Genomic DNA, 20,181 nt, shown 5'->3' on the forward strand with positions numbered 1-20,181 from the left:
CGGCCTGCCGTACTATGGAAGGTTAGCCGGTTTACACCGATAATAAACAATGATCGTTTTTATGCCCTGAAACTTATCCAGAAACCAAACAATGAGCCAATCCAGTTATAACGCTGATTCCATTGAGGTGCTCAGCGGCCTTGAACCAGTACGACGCCGTCCCGGCATGTACACCGATACCTCTCGTCCGAATCATCTCGGGCAGGAAGTTATTGATAACAGCGTTGATGAGGCATTAGCCGGTCACGCAAGTAAAATTGAAGTTATTTTGTATGAAGACCAGTCGCTGGAAGTCATCGACGACGGCCGCGGTATGCCTGTCGATATTCACCCTGAAGAAGGGGTCACGGCGATTGAGTTGATCATGTGTCGTTTACACGCCGGTGGTAAGTTTTCTAACAAAAACTACCAGTTTTCCGGTGGTCTGCATGGGGTAGGGATTTCAGTGGTTAACGCCCTGTCTACCCGTGTGGAAGTGACTGTGCGCCGCGATGCGCAGGTATACAGCATTGTATTTGAAAACGGTGACAAGGTGCAGGATCTGACGGTTATAGGAACCTGTGGTCGCCGTAATACCGGTACCAGCGTTCATTTCTGGCCGGATCCCAGCTTTTTTGACAGCCCAAGATTTTCCGTTTCCCGCTTGGTGCACGTGCTAAAGGCGAAAGCCGTTCTTTGCCCGGGCGTTGAGATTATCTTTACCGATAAAGTGAATGGTACCGAGCAGCGCTGGTGCTATCAGGATGGTTTAACCGATTACCTGATGGAAGCGGTAAATGGCCTGATAACGTTACCGGAAAAACCGTTTGTTGGTGCCTTTGCCGGTGATACTGAAGCCGTAGACTGGGCGCTGTTATGGCTGCCGGAAGGGGGCGAAGTACTGAGCGAAAGCTACGTTAACCTGATCCCAACCATGCAGGGCGGTACCCACGTTAACGGTTTGCGTCAGGGCTTGCTGGATGCAATGCGTGAATTCTGCGAATTCCGCAATCTGCTGCCTCGCGGTGTGAAGCTTAGTGCGGAAGATATCTGGGATCGTTGTGCTTATGTTCTTTCGCTGAAAATGCAAGATCCGCAGTTTGCAGGTCAAACCAAAGAACGCTTATCGTCTCGCCAAAGTTCTGCTTTTGTATCCGGTATTATTAAAGATGCCTTCAGCCTGTGGCTGAACCAGAACGTACAGGCGGCTGAGCAACTCGCCGAACTGGCTATTTCCAGCGCCCAGCAGCGGATGCGGGCAGCGAAAAAGGTGGTACGGAAAAAACTGGTCAGTGGGCCAGCTTTGCCGGGCAAGCTGGCTGACTGTTCATCACAAGATCTAAACGTTACCGAACTGTTTTTAGTGGAAGGGGATTCTGCAGGCGGTTCTGCCAAGCAGGCGCGTAGCCGTGAATTTCAGGCAATTATGCCGTTAAAAGGTAAAATCCTGAATACCTGGGAAGTCTCTTCCGATGAGGTTCTGGCCTCTCAGGAAATCCATGATATCTCGGTGGCGATTGGTATCGATCCGGACAGCGACGATCTTAGCCAACTACGCTACGGCAAAATATGTATCCTGGCGGATGCGGACTCCGATGGTCTGCATATTGCCACCCTGATTTGTGCGCTGTTTGTTCGCCATTTCCGTAAGATGGTTGAAGAAGGGCATGTCTATGTGGCGATGCCGCCACTGTACCGCATCGATTTAGGGAAAGAGGTTTACTACGCGCTGGATGAACAGGAAAAAGAGGGCGTGCTGGAGCAGTTAAAACGCAAAAAAGGCAAACCAAACGTACAGCGTTTTAAAGGTCTGGGTGAGATGAACCCATTACAGCTGCGTGAAACTACGATGGATCCCAATACCCGTCGTTTGGTTCAGTTAACCCTTGAAGACAGCGAAACCACCATGGCTTTGATGGATATGCTGTTAGCCAAGAAACGTTCAGAAGACCGCCGTAACTGGTTACAGGAAAAAGGCGATCGTGTGGAACTTGATGTTTAATATCAGTATCTGAACCCCGTTTTTGTTGAGCCAATGCTTTAAATAAAAACGGGAAAGGAAAGAGTAATTCTATGAGTGATATAACTCACGACGGTGTGGAACAGCAGCCGCTCCACCAGTTTACTGAGAATGCGTACCTTAACTACTCAATGTACGTCATTATGGATCGCGCATTGCCGTTTATCGGCGACGGGCTGAAGCCGGTACAACGTCGTATTGTTTATGCAATGTCTGAGCTGGGGCTGAATGCCGCGGCTAAGTTTAAGAAATCGGCGCGTACCGTGGGTGACGTGCTGGGTAAATACCATCCTCACGGCGACAGCGCCTGTTATGAAGCGATGGTATTGATGGCGCAGCCATTCTCCTATCGCTATCCGTTGGTAGACGGTCAGGGGAACTGGGGGGCACCGGACGATCCGAAATCGTTCGCTGCCATGCGTTATACCGAATCTCGCTTGTCTAAATATGCTGAACTGCTGTTGGGTGAGCTGGGTCAGGGAACCGTAGATTACGTACCAAACTTTGACGGCACCCTGCAGGAGCCTAAAATGCTGCCTGTGCGCTTGCCTAACATCCTGCTGAACGGGACAACCGGCATTGCGGTTGGTATGGCAACGGATATCCCTCCGCACAACGTGCGAGAAGTGGCTAATGCAGCCGTGATGTTGTTGGATAATCCCAACGCCACGCTGGATAACCTGATGACCGAAATTCAGGGCCCGGACTATCCGACAGAAGCGGAAATCATCACTTCGCAGGATGAAATCAAGAAAATTTACCAGACAGGTAAAGGTTCGATTCGTATGCGTGCCGTATGGAAGAAAGAGGATGGCGATATCGTCATTACTGCACTTCCACACCAAACCTCAGGTGCTAAGGTGATGGAACAGATTGCCAGCCAGATGCGAGCTAAAAAGCTGCCGATGGTGGACGATCTGCGCGATGAGTCAGACCATGAGAACCCAACTCGTCTGGTGCTGGTGCCGCGCTCTAACCGTATTGATTTAGAGCAGGTGATGAATCATCTGTTTGCTACCACCGATCTGGAAAAAAGCTACCGCGTTAACCTGAATATGCTGGGTCTGGATGGTCGTCCGGCGGTAAAAAATCTGGTTGAGATCCTGTCAGAGTGGTTAGTGTTCCGTCGTGATACCGTGGTTCGTCGCTTGAATCACCGTCTGGAACGGGTACTGAAACGCCTGCATATTTTGGATGGTTTGCTGGTTGCCTTCCTGAATATTGATGAAGTCATCGAAATCATTCGTACTGAAGATGAACCAAAGCCGGTATTGATGCAGCGCTTTAGCATCAGTGATACTCAGGCCGAAGCGATTCTGGAGCTGAAACTGCGTCATCTTGCCAAGCTGGAAGAGATGAAGATCCGCGGTGAGCAAGCCGAGTTGGAAAAAGAGCGAGACCGCCTGCAAGGCCTGTTAAGCTCCGATCGCAAACTAAGTTCGTTGATTAAGAAAGAAATTCTGGCTGATGCAGAAACCTACGGTGACGATCGTCGTTCACCGATTGTGGTTCGCACTGAAGCTAAAGCAATGAGTGAACACGATTTTGTTCCTTCTGAGCCAGTGACCATTGTCCTTTCCGATATGGGATGGGTTCGTAGCGCCAAAGGGCATGATATTGAACCATCGGGGCTGAGCTATCGTGCAGGTGACAGCTTCAAAGCAGCTGCTCGTGGTAAGAGTAATCAGCCAGTGGTGTTTATTGACTCTACCGGGCGTAGTTATGCGCTGGATCCATTGACGTTACCGTCTGCCCGTGGCCAGGGCGAGCCGTTGACCGGCAAGCTAACACCACCACCGGGTGCAACGGTTGAACAGGTGTTAATGCATGCTGACGATCAGAAGTTGCTGATGGCGTCGGATGCCGGTTATGGATTTATCTGTACCTTCGAGGATCTGGTAGCTCGTAACCGTAACGGTAAAGCGATGATCACCCTGCCGGATAATGCTAAAGTGTTGACTCCGCTGGAAGTAAACAGTGAAGACGACTTGCTGTTAACCATTACAGCCGCCGGCAGAATGCTGCTGTTCCCGGTAAGTGATTTGCCGCAGTTGTCGAAAGGTAAAGGGAACAAGATCATCTCGATTCCTTCGGCGCAGGCCGCTTCCGGTGAAGATCGTATTGCTTACCTGTATATCCTGACGGCGAAATCATCCGTGACGCTACATGTGGGTAAACGTAAACTGCAACTGCGTCCGGAAGATCTACAGAAATTTCGTGCCGAAAGAGGCCGTAAAGGAACACTGTTGCCGAGAGGGCTGCAACGCATCGATAATATCGATGTTGAAACGCCTCCTGCACCGACAGAAGAGGCTCCGGTTACGGAGTGATTTGACGGTGGGAAGATGAATAAAAACTCAGGCTGCTCTGTTTACAGAACAGCCTGTTTTTTTCTGCAATCGCAGTGCTCTCGCTGATGACAGGATTAAACTGGTTTAGTTATCAATAATGGGGCATTGATTCAGAAAATGCGGATCTTTTGCACCATGAGTGATTGAAATAAAATCGATTCTCTCACTTAACTTATTATTGGAATCAGTGCGTTTTCTTTATAAGTCGGTATACTTATCGACTATAAATGAATGAGGTTTATATGTTAGTTATTCTGCGTGCTTTAATTGTTATTCCATTTTGTATTTTGGTCTGTCTGGTTGGCTCGTTATATTGTCTTTTTAGCCCGCGCAACCCTCGTCATTCCTATACTTTCGGTCGACTGTTTGGTCGTCTTGCTCCGGTATTTGGATTAACCGTGGAAACACGGGTTAATCCGGCGGTAAAAGCTGACGGGAACTGTATCTATATTGCTAACCACCAGAATAATTACGATATGGTAACGGCTGCGGCTGCCGTACAGCCAAGAACCGTGACGGTAGGTAAAAAGAGCCTGTTATGGGTACCCTTCTTCGGCCCTTTCTATTGGCTGACGGGTAATATCTTGATTGATCGCAATAATAAAACTAAATCTCGCGGTACCATTTACCAAATTATTGAGCAGATGAAAAAACGGGATATCTCTGTCTGGATGTTCCCTGAAGGTACGCGTAGCAGAGGGCGGGGTTTACTGCCGTTCAAAACGGGTGCTTTTCATGCGGCTATCGCTGCTGGTGTACCGGTTGTTCCGATTTGTGTTTCCACTACCAGCGGTAAAATAAAGTTGAACCGTTGGAATAATGGTCATGTGATTGTGGAGATGATGTCTCCTATTGATACCAGCAGTTATGATAAAGATCAGGTGCGTGAACTGGCGCAACATTGCCACGATATTATGGCAGAAAAGCTGGCGCAGCTGGATCAGGAAGTTGCTGAACGAGAGGCAGCGGATCGCCAACGTTAACAGCGTTTATCACCCTTCATTGGTGATTTCTACGGTAGTGATTGCAATGTAAGTACCGGTGTTTATCCCCGGTGCATATTTGTGATCCTGCCATTTTTGTTTTGCATCACGTGATATCAACATATTGGCGTGATAATGATTACGCTGACAATATGAAGCGGATCGGGATTGATCCCTTTAGCTGTTATACACGAAGGTTGTTTTAATGGTTGCTAAGATTAACAACAAAATGATACCCATTAGCCGCCGCCGCTTGTTGCAAGCGACGGCGGCTGCGCTGGGTGCGAGTATGGTTTCTCCGGCGTTTGCCGCGGCACCTCAGGCCGCGTTGCCTGTTCCTCCGTTACTGGAAACCCGTAAGGGCCAACCGCTTTATCTCTCACTTCAACGTGCTCACTGGGAATTCGTCTCCGGAGCGCGTGTTAGCACTCTGGGGTTTAACGGCCAATATTTGGGGCCTACGGTTAGGGTTCGCAATGGTGATGACGTTAAAATGGTGTACAGCAATCGCTTAAGCGATCCGGTTGCTGTAACGGTGAGTGGGCTTCAGGTTCCTGGTACTTTAATGGGGAATGCGGCGCGCATGATGTCACCGGGCGTGGACTGGTCGCCGATTATTCCTATTCGCCAACAGGCGGCAACTTGTTGGTATCATGCTATTACACCAAACAAGATAGCTTCTGATATCTATAATGGTCTGGCTGGCATGTGGATCATTGAAGATGATATTACGCGTGGTTTGACTATTCCTAACCAGTACGGTGTGAATGATTTTCCCGTTATCCTGCAGGATAAGCACTTTAGTTCTTTTGGTCAGCCGGAATATTCTATTAACGGTACCAATGAGTCAGGTTTCCTGGGGGATACGTTATTAACCAACGGCGTTAGTGGACCTTATGTTGAGGTTGGTCGGGGTTGGGTCAGATTACGTTTATTGAATGCCTCAAATTCCCGACGTTATACCCTGACATTAAGCGATAACCGTCCCTTTAATCTGATCGCAAATGATACCGGCCTGTTAACTGCACCGGTGGCTGTTCCCCAGTTGAATTTAGCGCCGGGTGAACGTCGTGAAGTGCTGATCGATATGTCAAAAGGGGAAGAGGTCTCCATCTCTGCCGGGCTTTCTGCCGGTGTTGTTGACAGATTACGTAGCTTCTTTGAACCATCGAGTATTCTGAATTCCTCCCTGGTATTAACCATTAAACCGACAGGTTTGATGGCGCTGGTAACGGATAAACTTCCAACCAGTCTGAAACCGGTGGATGTATTAGATGGCAGTATTGCCCGCTCTCGTGAATTTGTACTGGGCAGTGATATTCCGGGCATCAATGGTGCTATCTGGGATCCATTGCGTATTGATACCAAAGTGAAGTTGGGTACCTGGGAACGTTGGATAGTGAGTGCAGCCAAGCCTCAGGCCTTTCATATCCAGGGTGCTTCGTTCTTTGTCAGCGCAGTTAATGGCGCTAATCCTTCACCGGAAGACAGCGGCTGGAAAGATACCGTTTGGGTTGAAGGTAAAGTCGAGCTGCTGGTGAAGTTTACTCAACCATCGTCGCCGCATTTTCCGTTTATGTATTATAGCCAGAATCTGGAGCTTGCTGACCGCGGGAATATCGGGCAGTTGTTGGTTGAAGAATAATATCTGATATTGGCTTTAGTGGATATTCCGGCCGTAAAGGTAAAGTGCTCATATTGCTTTATGTGTGCGGCCGGGAAACCATCAGTACTCAGCTCTGGAGTGCGTCGGGCCAGCGCTAGCGCTGTTCAAACAGGCAAAGCCTGTTTGTCGTTGGCTTACACCACATCGCCCCCAACGGCGGCCTCTCCCGACGATTAGCTTTGTTAAAAACCTCTCTTCTACAAATACTTGTTAGCTAATCTTCCTCCTGAACATCCAATAAGCAATACTCCCGGTGGTAACGGTAATCACTAACAGCGGCCATAAACTTCCCCAGATAATCGAGAAATCGGCGTCTTTCAGATAAATCTGTTTGGTGATATCGGTGAAGTGGCGGATTGGGTTAATCCAGGTGAGGTTTTGTAGCCATACCGGCATATTCTCCACCGGTGAAACATAGCCTGACAGCAGAATCGCTGGCATCATAAAGACAAACACACCAATAAATGCCTGTTGTTGCGTAGCGCACAGCGAAGAGATCAGCAGACCAAATCCTACCAGTGACAGCGTATAAATCAGCATGGTGCTGTAAAACAGCATCAGCGATCCGGCAAAAGGGATCTGATAGAAAAAGATCCCGATGATCAGCACAATAGAAGCTTGAAACATCGCTACAATCATTGCCGGAACGGCTTTACCGATAAATATTTGCCAGGTCGTTAACGGTGAAACTAACAGCTGCTCCAGCGTTCCCTGTTCCCGTTCGCGGGCGACGGAGAGTGACGTCACAATCAACACGCCAATGGTAACGATCATGGCGATGAGTGATGGCACCACAAACCATTTGTAATCCAGATTTGGGTTATACCAGTTACGAACTACCAACTGGCTATTGTTCTGTTTAGGGACATTAGCACTTAGCTCTAATTGGTATTGCTTAACAATTTGCTGAATATAATTGGCAGCAATTTGTGCACTATTAGAGCGGCGACCATCAAGAATAATTTGCAGTGGTGTGTTTTGACCCGATTCAATACGACGGGAAAAATCTGCCGGGAAACGAACCAGTAACAATGCTTTTTGCTGATTAATCGTCGGTTCTATTTCTTGCGAGCTGTGCAGCAGAATGACATTACTGAAGGCTTTGGCTTTGGCAATTCGTTGGGTTAGCTCAATGGAGGCTTTACCATTATCTTCACTGTAGATAGCAATGCTGGCATTGGTCACTTCTAGCGTAGCGGCAAATGGAAACAGAATAACCTGCATTAATACCGGCAGTACCAGAATCGCTCTGGTTTGTGGATCGCGCAGCAGTGACTGTAGCTCTTTGGCTATCAGTGACAACATGCGGTGAAGTATCGTCAGGGTATCTCTGGTCATTGATTAGTCCAGCCGCCGTTTGGTTTTCAGTGTCGTTAACCCAATAAAAAAAACCGCTGATGCAATCAGGAATAGCAAATTAATAAACAGAATGGGGCCAATATTTCCGGCCAGAAACAGGGTCTGTAAGGTACTGACAAAATAACGAGCAGGGATGATATAAGTTACTGCCCGAACGACCTCTGGCATGCTGTCGATCTCAAATATAAAGCCGGATAGCATCACCGCTGGCAAAAATGCGGCGTTCAGAGCTACCATAGCTGCATTAAACTGGTTGCGGGTTAGGGTGGATATCAATAGTCCCATACCAAGGGTACTGGCAAGAAACAGACTGCTCATTCCAAACAGAATGGGTAGCGATCCCCGGTAGGGAACATCCATAATCAGTACTGCCACCACCACGCACAATGCCATGGCAATCATACCGAGGAAGTAATAAGGAATTAACTTGGATAGCAGCAATTCACCCCGAGTAACCTGCGTTGACAGCAGGGCTTCCATAGTACCGCGTTCCCATTCCCGGGCGATCACCAGGGAGGTGAGAATGGCTCCAATCACCGTCATAATGATGGTGATAGCCCCAGGGATAATAAAATTACGGCTGATAGCTGAGGGGTTAAACCAGTAACGTAACTGAACGTCAATTAATCCTTGAGGCGTTTCTCCTCGATCGATAGCCTGATTCCTCTGCCAAATTTGCCAAATACCTTCCGCATACCCCTGAGCAAAGTTGGCGGTATTAGGTTCACTACCGTCGGTAATCACCTGAATAGGTGTAGTATCTTCCGGCCGCAGCAGGTGCTGTGAAAAGTCAGATGGAATCACCACTAAGCCACGGATTTCACCCGCCTGCAATTTATGGATTAATTCACGGCGATCGGAACTGATGGTGGGGGCGATATAAGCAGAACCAATAAAGGCATCCACCAAATGGCGTGCTTCCGGCGTTTGTTGCTCCATCAAAATTCCGATCTTTAATTTGCTGGAGTCCAGGTTGATACCATAACCAAAAATAAACAGCAGCATCAACGGGATCACAAAGGCGATCAGCCCACTACTGGGATCCCGCAGGATTTGATAGGTCTCTTTACGGCACAGAGCGAACAGGCGACGCAGAGAAAAGAAGGTATTCGGCTTTTTGACGGGAGGGTTATTCACTTTCAACCTCCTTGTCATAGCCTAAGACTAAATCAATAAACGCCTGTTCCATGGTAGGGTTTGGGTTCTCTGCGGTGGCAACCTGCTGTTTAAGATCGTCAGGTGAACCAGCAGCAATGATTTTTCCCCGATATACCAGACCAATACGGTCACAATACTCCGCTTCGTCCATAAAGTGGGTGGTCACCATCACCGTTACCCCTTTTTCTACCATACCGTTAATGTGTAGCCAGAACTCCCGACGGGTAACCGGGTCAACGCCGGAAGTAGGTTCATCAAGAAACAGAATATCTGGCTCATGCATCAGGGCGCAGGAAAGGGCCAGTCGCTGTTTAAACCCCAGAGGTAAAGCATTTGGTTCTTGTTTAAGGATGGGGGTAAAGCTGAAGGCCTTGGTCATATCGGCTATCTTCTTTCTCTGTTTTTCCCCATACAGGCCATAGGCGCCGGAAAAGAATTTCAGATTTTGCTCTACGGTCAGATTGCCGTACAGCGAGAATTTTTGCGCCATATATCCCAGACGTTGGCGAGCTTTGCCGGAACTGGTTTTCAGATCCATATTCAATACCAGCGCTTTTCCACTGGTGGGTACTAACAAACCACACATCATCTTGAATGTAGTGGATTTACCCGCCCCGTTAGGGCCCAACAGACCAAATATTTCACCTCGTTTCACCTGAAAGCTGACGTTATCCGTTGCAGCAAAACTGCCAAACTTTTTAGTCAGAGAGATAGCTTCGATCACTACCTCCTGAGGATTACCTTCAACTTCAGGCATAATTTGCCCCAATGCAGACTCACTGGCGGGGTTGCCCCCCAACAAATCAATGAAGGCATCTTCAAATCGTGGGTCGGCTTCTTCTACCACAGCATCCGGCTGGCCAAGCCATTCAGGCAATTTGCTGTGATCCTCTCCCGCCCGCAAAATCAGACGAACAGATTTTCCCTGAATAACGCCATCGCTAACCTGAGGTAGCGTCAGCGCTTTTTGCAACATCTTACGGTTGGTTCCCTGCGTTGCTGCAATCAGAACGCTTCGGCCAGCCATTCGTTGTGTCAGCTCCTGAGGGGGGCCGTTAAAAATCAGCTCACCTTCATTCATTAACAGAACCTGACGGCATTGTTCTGCTTCATCCAGATAGGAAGTACTCCACAGGATCAGCATGCCTTCATCCGCCAGTTCATGCACCATTTTCCACAACTCACGGCGGGAGATGGGATCAACACCAACGCCGGGTTCATCCAGCAGTAAAACTTTTGGTTGACCGATCAGCGTGCAGGCCAGTCCCAGCTTTTGTTTCATGCCGCCAGAAAGTTTACCCGCCAGCCGGTCAGTAAAGCGGGAGAGATCGGTGAACGTTAGCAGTTTTTCAAAGATAGTTTTACGCTCTTCGCCAATAACACCACGCAGTTCGGCATACAGATTCAGATTCTCCATGACCGACAGATCTTCATACAGGCCAAACTTCTGCGGCATATAGCCTAAAACCGCATGCAGTTCACCATCGTCTTTAATAGGATCCAGACCCACAACACGAATGGTACCGGAATCAGGCTTTAGTAAACCCGCCAGCATACGAATTAAGGTGGTTTTACCGGCACCGTCTGGCCCGACTAACCCCATCACTGCTCCGCTGCTAATTTGCGTTGTCAGGCTGGCAACAGCAGGCTTAGCGAGTTCTTTAAAGCTTTTCTCAACGTTATTCAGAACGATATGGTGAATGTTTGCGGAGTCAGTCTCACTCATGGCGTAGCCTTAACGAGCAGGAAAAGCGATAGTGACCGGCATACCCTGACGCAAATTATCATCCGGATCGGAAACGATAATACGCAGGCGATATACCAGATCGGTACGAAGTTCAGGTGTTTCGACACTTTTTGGCGTAAATTCTGCATTAGGGGAAACAAAACCAATGGTGCCGTGATAAGGCTTATCGGGACGCGCATCGGTATAGATTTCGAGCTCGGTACCGGGAACCGCCCTGGCCAGATTAACTTCGCTTACATAAGCACGTATCCATACCGGGTTGGTTAATGACAGGCTAAATACGGTATTACTGGCACTCAGCATGCTGCCTGGCTCAAGGGCGCGGGTAAGAATAGTGCCTTCCGCAGGGGATAATAAAGTAGTATCCGATAAATTCAGTTCAGCCTGAGCCTGAGCAGCTTCGGCCTGAGACAGGTTAGCTTTGGCTTCTGCAATTTCTTGCGGGCGACTGCCGGTTTCAAACTGCGCCAGCTTATCTTTAGCTGACTGTAAGGTGGCTTTAGCCTGATCTCTGGCATTGCGGGCATCATCAAGGGTATTGGCAGAGACCGAACGGGTTTTCCACAGCCCCAACTGACGTTGATAAAAATTTTCGGCATATTGATATGCAGCCTGGCTTTGCTCTACCGCTGCTTTAACTTGTGCAATTTCTTCTGTGCGATAGCCTTCCTGTACCAATGCCAGACGAGCTTTCAGTGCTTCGACATTCGCTTTAGCTTGCTGTAATGCATTGATGTAAGGTGCATCATCCAGTTGACCAAGAATTTGTCCGGGTTTTACGCGATCGCCTTCATCAACGGTTAATGAAGCCAGACGACCACCAACGCGAAAATTCAGATTTACCGTTCTGATATCAACGTTGCCATAAAGGGATAGCGATGAGTTTCGACTACTTTTATAGCTATTCCATGAGTAAAAGGCAGCAATAGCGCAGAGAATGACGACAATAATCAGAAGGAGTTTTTTCTTAGACATAAGATACCGGTTCCATCTCGATTTTGGTTCGATTAACCATAGCGTAATGTTATTAACGTTAGCATAAACGGGAGATGGTTATGAATGTATATTTGGGTCAAAACCTTAGCCAAATGAGCTAATAAGCTGAATAGAGCAAGAAATAGATAAGCAGGAGAGAGAATATCGCCCGGATAAAAGCTGAGATATCCGGGCCGAAAATATGGGGGAGTATTAACGATAATCAGGGCCTACAACAGAATATCGGCCGCTACCCAGCAGCATGGTGACAATGGCGCCAAAGAAGTAGAGCGCTTCGGTTTCAAGTCCCCAGGCACCCACTTTTGTCAGTGTATACATTTTTGCGGTTCCTACCATTAAGGTGGCTACTAATAGTGTGAAAGCCACAGTTAATGCCGCCGGACGGGTAAAGATGCCAAGAATAATCAGAATTGGGGCAACAATTTCACCAATAAAAACGCCGTAAGCAATGAAATAAGGTAATCCCTGACCGACTAACATATCGCCAATCCAACCAACCCCATGTTCTATTTTTGCTACGCCGTGAAATATCATAAGTACTGAAAATACGACCCTTAAAAGAAGCTTTCCACCGTCCTGATGGTCTGTCAGGCGAGTAAATGACTGATTCAGTTTTGCAAGCATGGTTTTCGTCCTGTTTTGCTATTATTTAGTGATGTATATACTGGGCTATTGTCGAATTTTTAGACATATATCTCGATAAATTGCCCGAGAATGGATGAAAGCCCACCCCCGCTGGGATGAAGTATAGTTGAATTGTTTGAGTTATCCAGATGTTGAAAGATTTATTTTGTTTAGAAAAATAAGCGCTGTAATAACCTGAATGTATTGCAACATAAAAAATTATTTCTATCGCAAAGGGTGGTTTTTAAGATCGAGTTTTTGTGATTATTTTGCTGATTATTCCATTTTTAATCCTATGATAGAGGATAAACCCAAAACAATTTACCAAAATAGCGGAAAAGATATTCCAGAGTACTGTATATATGGATATTGAGTACGCTTCAGTGATGGGGATATATATTTATTTAGCAGAGTGAAATATTGGTAATTATGACAGTATATCTTATTACCAGATGAGGCTATGCTATGTAGAGACAGTGTTATCGATAAATATATTCGGCGTCAGAATTAGAGGTAGAAATAGATTATGGGGCCTTTTAAAAATGATAAAAGTATTAAGTTACTTTTAGAAAAACAGTTACAGTCATATGGTATTAGCCACTATTGTTATTTTCTTCTTCCTAAGTATGCACAAACTGCACCTATCATTCTTTCGAACTACCCGGAAGAGTGGTTATCCTGTTACCTTGCTGCGGAACTTTATCTTTTTGATCCGGTAGTCGTGTATGCAAAACAGACAATACTGCCTTTTGCATGGAGTGACATTTTGCCTCCAAACAAAACTGCGGTGAGTAGCAGCATGGATACATTTGCTTCACGTTATAATATTTTTGATGGTTTTACCTTTACTCTACGTGATGCTAATAATCGTCTGGCGTTACTAAGCTTTTGCAATATAAATAGGGATGAGGATTTTCAGGATAATATCCAAAAGAATCTGGCAGATATACAGCTCTTACTAATTAAAATGCATGATAAAGTTAATACTATTATTAATGAAAACCAACTTATTGAGAGTGAAGGCTCAATATTATCATCGAGAGAGTTAGAAATATTGCAATGGGTTAGTATGGGTAAAACCTATATTGAATCAGCCATCATTTTAGGTATTCGTGAAAGAACGATAAAATTTCATATGAAGAACATTGTAAATAAATTGAATGTTTCAAATGCCAGACATGCAATAAAGAAAGCGATTGAGTTGAATTTACTTAATTAGAGAGGTTATAGCCGGAACAATGACGGTATCAATATCAGAAAAGTTGTTTAAAATATAATCATTTCAATAAGTAATTTTGGATTGGGAAATAAGTTGTGAGATTCAAATTTACTTATCGGTATGATTTTTAATGGAATATTTCATTTTTACGTCTGAAGTTTAAATTTTAACCCGTATATGAGGACGGGTTGAAATGATTTTATTTCATTGATTTATATAATTATCCTACATTTCTATTCAATATATTTTGTTATTCATCATTGAGATATCATTCTGAAATTTGTGAATGAGAGCTCAGAAAGATATTACTCTATGAATTTGTTGATTTTTCAGGCTGAAAAGTTACAGTAAAAAAACTACATCTTTTAACAAAGCATGAAATATCACATCAGGTTCTGCTCATTCATCTCTTTAAGCGCTTGTTCAACATATAAATAAGCAATTCCCATCACCTGTTGCTGTCGGGAAAGATGGCCAAAACTAATATTCGTAGCATTGATAAATACCGTATCCGTTTGGTCAAATGGGTTGAAACCTGTTTGCTCCCGAATCAGTTGCAGCCACTCTTTACCAAAGCCACAACTACGCCCATAGAGATATATTTGATTGATATTTAATATATTTAAAAAGTTATACAGGCTAAGTCCAATAGCGCGGGCGGCTTTATTTACCATGCTCCGCAGTTCCTCATCCCCTTGATGGTAATGGGTAATCAGCCATTCAGTGGAGGGTGTTGCTGACAGACTTTGCTCCTGAGTATACCGGGCATGCACTTTACGCATTTTGCGCGCCATTTTCTTTAATGCAGAAAGAGAAGCTATTGTCTCCAGACAACCATATCGACCGCAATCACACTGACTGCCATCAGGATCGATAATGGTGTGTCCTATCTGCCCGCTGCCATACAGACTGCCCCGATAGATTTGGTGGTTAATAACAAATGATGAACCAATACCATAATCCACATTAATGACACAGAAATCCTGAAAATTATGGTGGTTCTGCCACTTCTCAGCCAGTGCCAGCATGATGCAGTCATTATCCATCAGTAACTCAGTATTGAGCCGCTCTTCCAGCAGGAATTTGATCTCGATAGGGTCATTCCATGGTGCCTGAGGCATGTTTTGTGAGACACCGGTAACCGGATTAACCTGGCCATGAATTGACAGCGCCAGTCGCAATGGCTGGGGGCGATTGAGCTGGTAATACTCCCGATACAGACGTTCAATTTCTGTCAGTAGTGCTTCTGGCGTTGTGGCCTTAATGTTGGTGGATTTCAGGGCGGATTGGGGGGTAATCCAACCATCAACCAAAACGCTCTCGATCATGTAAGGAGTCACGTTAAGGCACAGGATAAAACCCGGTTCCGGCGTAATACGATAGCTGCCGCCGCTGTTCCCCCGGGCGTGCAGGCTCTCTTGTTGATGAGATACTTTCTTTTCCTGTTCCAGTTCCGCCAGAATTTTACTGACGGCAGGGATAGAGAGCTGCGATCGCTTTGCCAGCGTGGATTTGCTGGCGATCTTCTCCCGATACAGAATCTCCAACAGTACACTTTTATTGTGATGTCGTATGCGCTGATTGTTGAGCCCGTAAACTGGCATATCACTTAACTCCGTTAACTATAATGCGTGATCATTGTGCATAACTTACTCAATTTTGTCTATTAGACTGGCCGCAACTTATTTTTCAGTGTTGAAGGTTAAATTTGAGGGGCGTTATGAGTCAGGTAAAGGTTTGGCAGGAGAGGGTCGATATTCCGACTTATGAAGCGGGAGCACAGGATATTCATCCTATGTTTCTGGAGCATCGAGTTTATCAGGGATCGTCCGGCGCGGTTTATCCCTACGGCGTAACGGATGTACTTAGCGATGAAAAGGTGATGAAGTCCTATCAGGCTTTATGGCTGGAGAATGACTACCTGAAAGTGATGCTACTCCCTGAGTTAGGCGGGAGAGTACATAAAGCCTGGGATAAAGTTAAACAGCGGGATTTTGTCTACCACAATGATGTGATTAAACCGGCACTGGTTGGGCTGTTAGGGCCATGGATTTCTGGCGGGATTGAGTTCAACTGGCCTCAGCACCATCGCCCAACCACCTTTATGCCGGTGGACTACTTTATACAAGAGCAGGAGGACGGCTCAAAAACTGTCTGGATGGGCGAGATGGAACCCATGCGCGGCCTACAGGTAATGACCGGCTTCACCCTTCATCCTAATCGCGCTCTACTGGAAATCGTATCAAAAGTTTATAACGGTAACCCGACACCGCGTCATTTCTTATGGTGGGCCAATCCGGCAGTAAAAGGGGGTGATGGTCATCAGAGCGTCTTCCCTCCGGATGTAACCGCCGTATTTGATCATGGAAAGCGTGCGGTTTCATCCTTCCCGATTGCTACCGGCACTTACTATAAAGTGGATTACTCTGCTGGCGTTGATATCTCTCGCTATAAGAATGTCCCGGTACCAACCTCTTATATGGCCGAAAAGTCAGACTATGATTTTGTCGGCGCTTATTGTCATGATGAAGATGGCGGCTTGCTGCATGTAGCAGACCATCATTATTCACCGGGCAAAAAGCAGTGGAGCTGGGGATACAGTGAGTTTGGTCAGGCGTGGGATCGTAACCTGACCGATGAAAACGGCCCTTACATTGAGCTGATGACCGGCGTATTTACCGATAATCAGCCAGATTTCACCTGGCTGGATGCCTGGGAAGAGAAGCAGTTTGTACAGAATTTCCTGCCTTACAACTCGCTGGGGACTATTCAGAATGCATCTTGTGATGCCCTATTAAAGCTGGAGCGGGAGAAAGAGCAAATAGTATGGGGTGTATATGCTGTAGCTCCTTTGGTCAACTATCGTTTGCTCATAACCAGTGATAAGCACCCGTCACCGCTCTTGGATACGGCAATTACCCTTCAACCGGGAGAAGTACAACGGGATGTATTACCAGCAAACCCTGATGGTCGCTTAACCATTACGCTGTTTGATGCACAGTCTAAAGCCATATTGAGCTATACCGAACATCTGCCGCAGGAAACGCCATTGCCGGAGGTAGCCAAAGCGCCACTACCCGCAGCAGAAATAACCAGTACCGATGAGAGCTGGTTTATTGGACAACATCTGGAGCAGTATAACCACGCCAGCCGTTCTCCATTTGACTATTATCGGCGTGGTGTTGAGTTAGACCCATTGGATTATCGCAACAATCTGGCGTTGGCTACGCTGGAATACAATCGGGCTAACTATTCGCAGGCCATTGAGTATGCCACTCAGGCATTAAAACGTGCCCATAAACTGAATAAGAATCCGGCATGCGGGCTGGCCAGTCTGGTCAGAGCCAATGCTTATGAACGTCAGGGAGAACTTGAGTCAGCCAGAGAGGATTACTATCGTGCCACATGGAGTGGCAACGGTAAATCTGGCGGTTATCTGGGACTTGCTCGCCTGGCAACTCGTGATGCGGAGTATCAACAGGCGCTCTCTTTCTGTCATCAGAGCTTATTAAGTAATGCGGCTAACCAAACGGTCATTTGTCTGAAAGGTCTGGTGTTGCAGCTGGCAGGACAGCGGCAGGAGAGTCAGCAATGGCTGACTCGCTGGTGTGCTGAATATCCGTTAAATCCAACCTTACATTATCTGCTTTGGCGACAATATGGCGATGATGCTCATCTGGCGCAGTGGCGCCAGGTTTCAGGTGGTCGTGGAATTAACTCACTGCTAACCGCGGGATTGATGCTGTCTTGCGGCCAGAATGAACTGGCTCAGGAGGTGCTGTCACGACTCAACAGTCAGGAAACTTTGCCGCTTTATCTTCGAGCCAGCATGTTACCGATGACTGAGAGAGCTTCACTGTTGGCGGATGCCCGTGCTGCCTTTCCTGCTTATGTGCGCTTCCCTAATACATTAGACGAAGTGGACATGCTGGAAAGCCTGACCGAATGCTACTTTGCCCGCCACCTTCTGGCCTGTTTCCACTACAGCAAACGCAACTATCAGCGAGCCGTTGAGCTGTGGCGTGAATGTACGGTTATGCAGCCTGATTTTGCTGATGCATGGCGTGGTTTAGGTATTTATGCCTGGAACAAACAGCGGGATGGAAAGCTGGCGGAAGAGTATCTGGAGCGGGCATTTAGCCTTGCGCCACAGGATGCCCGATTGCTGTTTGAACGGGATCTGTTAGACAAGCTACGGGCTATGGATCCGCAAATGCGGCTCCATCGGTTAGAGCAACATTTTACCGTTGTGCTACAAAGGGACGATCTGACGGCGGAAGTGTTGGGCTTGTATAACCAACTCGGAAAATATTCACAGGCGGCGAAGATCCTCCAACAGCGTAAGTTCCATCCATGGGAAGGTGGCGAAGGTAAAGTCACCGGACAGTATATTGCTAATCTGCTACTGAGCGCTTTCCAACATCTGGAACAACAACAACCCACTCAGGCCGTTGAGTTGCTGCAACAGGCGCTGCACTATCCGGACAATCTCAGTGAAGGGCGACTCTCAGGACAAACGGATAACGATATCTGGTTCTGGCTGGGTGTTTGTGCCCAACAGCAGGGGCAAAGCGCATTAGCCCGGGACTGCTTTATCAAGGCCAGTGCTGGCGACAAAGTGATTAATGTCCATCGTTACTACAACGATCAGCCGGTTGATTATCTGTTCTATCAGGGCATCGCGCTGCACTGTCTTGGCGATAATCAGGGTGCTTCAACGATGTTCAGCAGTATGGCCGACTGGGCTGATGAGATGGCGAAGCAAACCGTTGGTCGTGACTTCTTTGCGGTTTCACAACCGGATCTGCTGGCACTGGATAGCGATCTACAGCAACAGCATCAGGAAAACTGTTTGTTTATTCGGGCGCTGGCTTATCTGGGACAGGCAAATCTACCGGCCTTTGAACAACAAATAAAACATCTGCTGTCGTTAAATCCTGCTCATGGCCGGGCTCATCAATTCAGCGTGCTGTCGGGGATGCTGGCGGAGTTTGCCGGTTGTGTACCACCGGCGATGCATCTTCAGGAAAGCCAGCTAATCAGAACATAACTTCGGCAATAAAACGGAGGGCAGTCGGCGGTGATAACCCGATTGCCTAACCGGAAATAGTAATAGCAGGCAATTAATCACGGTGAGGCAGGTAATGGATATGACGCTTTTTACACTGGCAAATGAGGCGCTGATAGTGAAAGTTTCTTCGATGGGAGGAACGATTGAGGCACTGTATGGCTGTCACCATGGGCGTCAGATTCCTTTGCTGCGACCGGGAGCGGCAACAGGTAACGCCGGGCAATCCAGCTGTTTTCCTTTGGTTCCGTTCGGCAATCGGGTCATAGGCAATGGTTTTTCTTTTGAAGGTGAAACTTACACTCTGACACCGAATACCGAGTGGGATCCGCATTACCTGCACGGTGATGGTTGGTTAAACCCATGGAGGTGTCGGGAGCAAAGCGAAGAGCGACTGGTGCTGGAGTATCAACACCGCTCAGCAATTTACAGCTATAGGGTTTGTCAGTGTTTTGAACTACAGGAATCTTCACTGGTGGTTAGCCTGAGCGTCACTAATCAGGGGGAGCTGGCATTACCTTTTGGATTAGGTTGGCACCCCTATTTTCCATTAACCGGGCAAACCACGCTGCAAGCTAAAGCCGGGGGATACTGGCTGGAAGACGAGCAATGGCTGGCGGGTGAACACCAGACCCTATTGCCAGCCGAACTTGATTTTAACCAACCTGCATTACTTCCTCGCCACTGGATAAATAACGGTTTTTCCCAATGGGATGGTCGCGCACAGATCCATTGGCCGGAACATCGCTGGTCACTCACCATGACCACCGAGCCTGCAGCACCCTGCTATTTCGTCTTTGTGTCCGATCCCTCCTTCGATGAGGGGTATCAGTTTGATTACTTCTGTGTTGAACCCATGAGTCATGCCGCAAATGCCCATAACCTGCAACAGGGGGGAGGGCTTAAGCGACTGGCACCGGGAGAGACGTTACATCAAACCATGCGCTTAATCAGCCAGCCGGAGGTGTAACGCAACAGGAATCCGGCTATCAGAAAGAGCAATAACGGATC

The 20,181-nt window shown here is 47.2% G+C and carries 13 protein-coding genes; 7 read left to right on the top strand and 6 right to left on the bottom strand.

Features of this window, described 5'->3' with window-relative positions:
* Positions 1 to 91: 91 nt before the first annotated feature.
* The 4 genes from parE (at position 92) to ftsP (ending at position 6,978) form a co-directional block, all read left to right on the top strand.
* Positions 92 to 1,981, top strand: a complete 1,890-nt coding sequence (gene parE, locus I2494_RS04725; RefSeq protein ID WP_218468152.1) for a DNA topoisomerase IV subunit B — start codon at positions 92 to 94, stop codon at positions 1,979 to 1,981.
* 71 nt (positions 1,982 to 2,052) lie between these two features.
* The gene (gene parC, locus I2494_RS04730; protein ID WP_228350839.1) at positions 2,053 to 4,329 is read left to right on the top strand and encodes a DNA topoisomerase IV subunit A; all 2,277 of its coding nucleotides are present in this window, start codon (positions 2,053 to 2,055) and stop codon (positions 4,327 to 4,329) included.
* A gap of 263 nt (positions 4,330 to 4,592) precedes the next feature.
* Positions 4,593 to 5,333 (top strand): 1-acylglycerol-3-phosphate O-acyltransferase, encoded by a 741-nt coding sequence (locus I2494_RS04735; protein ID WP_218468154.1) that lies wholly within the window; start codon positions 4,593 to 4,595, stop codon positions 5,331 to 5,333.
* Between the two features lie 232 nt (positions 5,334 to 5,565).
* Positions 5,566 to 6,978, top strand: coding sequence for a cell division protein FtsP (ftsP, locus tag I2494_RS04740; RefSeq protein WP_218468232.1), 1,413 nt, complete (start codon positions 5,566 to 5,568; stop codon positions 6,976 to 6,978).
* 231 nt (positions 6,979 to 7,209) lie between these two features.
* Here ftsP and I2494_RS04745 read toward each other — a convergent pair whose 3' ends face one another.
* The 5 genes from I2494_RS04745 to I2494_RS04765 all read right to left on the bottom strand — a co-directional run bounded on the left by I2494_RS04745 (position 7,210) and on the right by I2494_RS04765 (position 12,883).
* The gene (locus I2494_RS04745) at positions 7,210 to 8,337 is read right to left on the bottom strand and encodes an ABC transporter permease (RefSeq protein ID WP_267081217.1); all 1,128 of its coding nucleotides are present in this window, start codon (positions 8,335 to 8,337) and stop codon (positions 7,210 to 7,212) included.
* 3 nt (positions 8,338 to 8,340) lie between these two features.
* A complete protein-coding gene (locus I2494_RS04750) occupies positions 8,341 to 9,513 on the bottom strand; it encodes an ABC transporter permease (protein WP_218468155.1) in 1,173 nt (390 codons plus the stop codon).
* Entirely contained in the window at positions 9,488 to 11,242 is a 1,755-nt protein-coding gene (locus I2494_RS04755) for an ATP-binding cassette domain-containing protein (RefSeq protein ID WP_218468156.1), read from the bottom strand. Before I2494_RS04755 ends, I2494_RS04750 begins: the two co-directional genes overlap by 26 nt.
* Positions 11,243 to 11,251: 9 nt before the next feature.
* Positions 11,252 to 12,238: a secretion protein HlyD gene (hlyD, locus tag I2494_RS04760; protein WP_218468157.1), complete on the bottom strand. Its 987-nt coding sequence runs from the start codon at positions 12,236 to 12,238 to the stop codon at positions 11,252 to 11,254.
* Positions 12,239 to 12,451: 213 nt separating this feature from the next.
* On the bottom strand, positions 12,452 to 12,883 hold the full coding sequence (locus tag I2494_RS04765) for a DoxX family protein (protein WP_218468158.1): 432 nt from the start codon (positions 12,881 to 12,883) through the stop codon (positions 12,452 to 12,454).
* Positions 12,884 to 13,409: 526 nt separating this feature from the next.
* Here I2494_RS04765 and I2494_RS04770 point away from each other — a divergent pair.
* Positions 13,410 to 14,102, top strand: coding sequence for a helix-turn-helix transcriptional regulator (locus I2494_RS04770; protein WP_218468159.1), 693 nt, complete (start codon positions 13,410 to 13,412; stop codon positions 14,100 to 14,102).
* 383 nt (positions 14,103 to 14,485) lie between these two features.
* Here I2494_RS04770 and I2494_RS04775 read toward each other — a convergent pair whose 3' ends face one another.
* Positions 14,486 to 15,706 carry an ROK family transcriptional regulator gene (locus tag I2494_RS04775; protein WP_218468160.1) on the bottom strand — a complete coding sequence of 407 codons (1,221 nt, stop codon included), beginning with the start codon at positions 15,704 to 15,706 and terminating at the stop codon, positions 14,486 to 14,488.
* Between the two features lie 116 nt (positions 15,707 to 15,822).
* Here I2494_RS04775 and I2494_RS04780 point away from each other — a divergent pair, with 116 nt between their 5' ends.
* Positions 15,823 to 19,152: a tetratricopeptide repeat protein gene (locus tag I2494_RS04780; RefSeq protein ID WP_218468161.1), complete on the top strand. Its 3,330-nt coding sequence runs from the start codon at positions 15,823 to 15,825 to the stop codon at positions 19,150 to 19,152.
* A gap of 100 nt (positions 19,153 to 19,252) precedes the next feature.
* A complete protein-coding gene (locus I2494_RS04785) occupies positions 19,253 to 20,140 on the top strand; it encodes an aldose 1-epimerase (protein WP_218468162.1) in 888 nt (295 codons plus the stop codon).
* Positions 20,141 to 20,181: the final 41 nt, after the last annotated feature.

The organism is Limnobaculum allomyrinae, from assembly GCF_016649425.1.
Lineage (GTDB): Bacteria > Pseudomonadota > Gammaproteobacteria > Enterobacterales > Enterobacteriaceae > Limnobaculum > Limnobaculum allomyrinae.

Excerpts from the sequence above, each read along its gene's own strand:
- parE (WP_218468152.1), top strand. The coding sequence starts at position 92 with ATGAGCCAATCCAGTTATAACGCTGATTCCATTGAGGTGCTCAGCGGC.
- parC (WP_228350839.1), top strand. The coding sequence starts at position 2,053 with ATGAGTGATATAACTCACGACGGTGTGGAACAGCAGCCGCTCCACCAG.
- I2494_RS04735 (WP_218468154.1), top strand. The coding sequence starts at position 4,593 with ATGTTAGTTATTCTGCGTGCTTTAATTGTTATTCCATTTTGTATTTTG.
- I2494_RS04745 (WP_267081217.1), bottom strand. The coding sequence starts at position 8,337 with ATGACCAGAGATACCCTGACGATACTTCACCGCATGTTGTCACTGATA.
- I2494_RS04750 (WP_218468155.1), bottom strand. The coding sequence starts at position 9,513 with ATGACAAGGAGGTTGAAAGTGAATAACCCTCCCGTCAAAAAGCCGAAT.
- I2494_RS04755 (WP_218468156.1), bottom strand. The coding sequence starts at position 11,242 with ATGAGTGAGACTGACTCCGCAAACATTCACCATATCGTTCTGAATAAC.
- hlyD (WP_218468157.1), bottom strand. The coding sequence starts at position 12,238 with ATGTCTAAGAAAAAACTCCTTCTGATTATTGTCGTCATTCTCTGCGCT.
- I2494_RS04765 (WP_218468158.1), bottom strand. The coding sequence starts at position 12,883 with ATGCTTGCAAAACTGAATCAGTCATTTACTCGCCTGACAGACCATCAG.
- I2494_RS04770 (WP_218468159.1), top strand. The coding sequence starts at position 13,410 with ATGGGGCCTTTTAAAAATGATAAAAGTATTAAGTTACTTTTAGAAAAA.
- I2494_RS04775 (WP_218468160.1), bottom strand. The coding sequence starts at position 15,706 with ATGCCAGTTTACGGGCTCAACAATCAGCGCATACGACATCACAATAAA.
- I2494_RS04780 (WP_218468161.1), top strand. The coding sequence starts at position 15,823 with ATGAGTCAGGTAAAGGTTTGGCAGGAGAGGGTCGATATTCCGACTTAT.
- I2494_RS04785 (WP_218468162.1), top strand. The coding sequence starts at position 19,253 with ATGACGCTTTTTACACTGGCAAATGAGGCGCTGATAGTGAAAGTTTCT.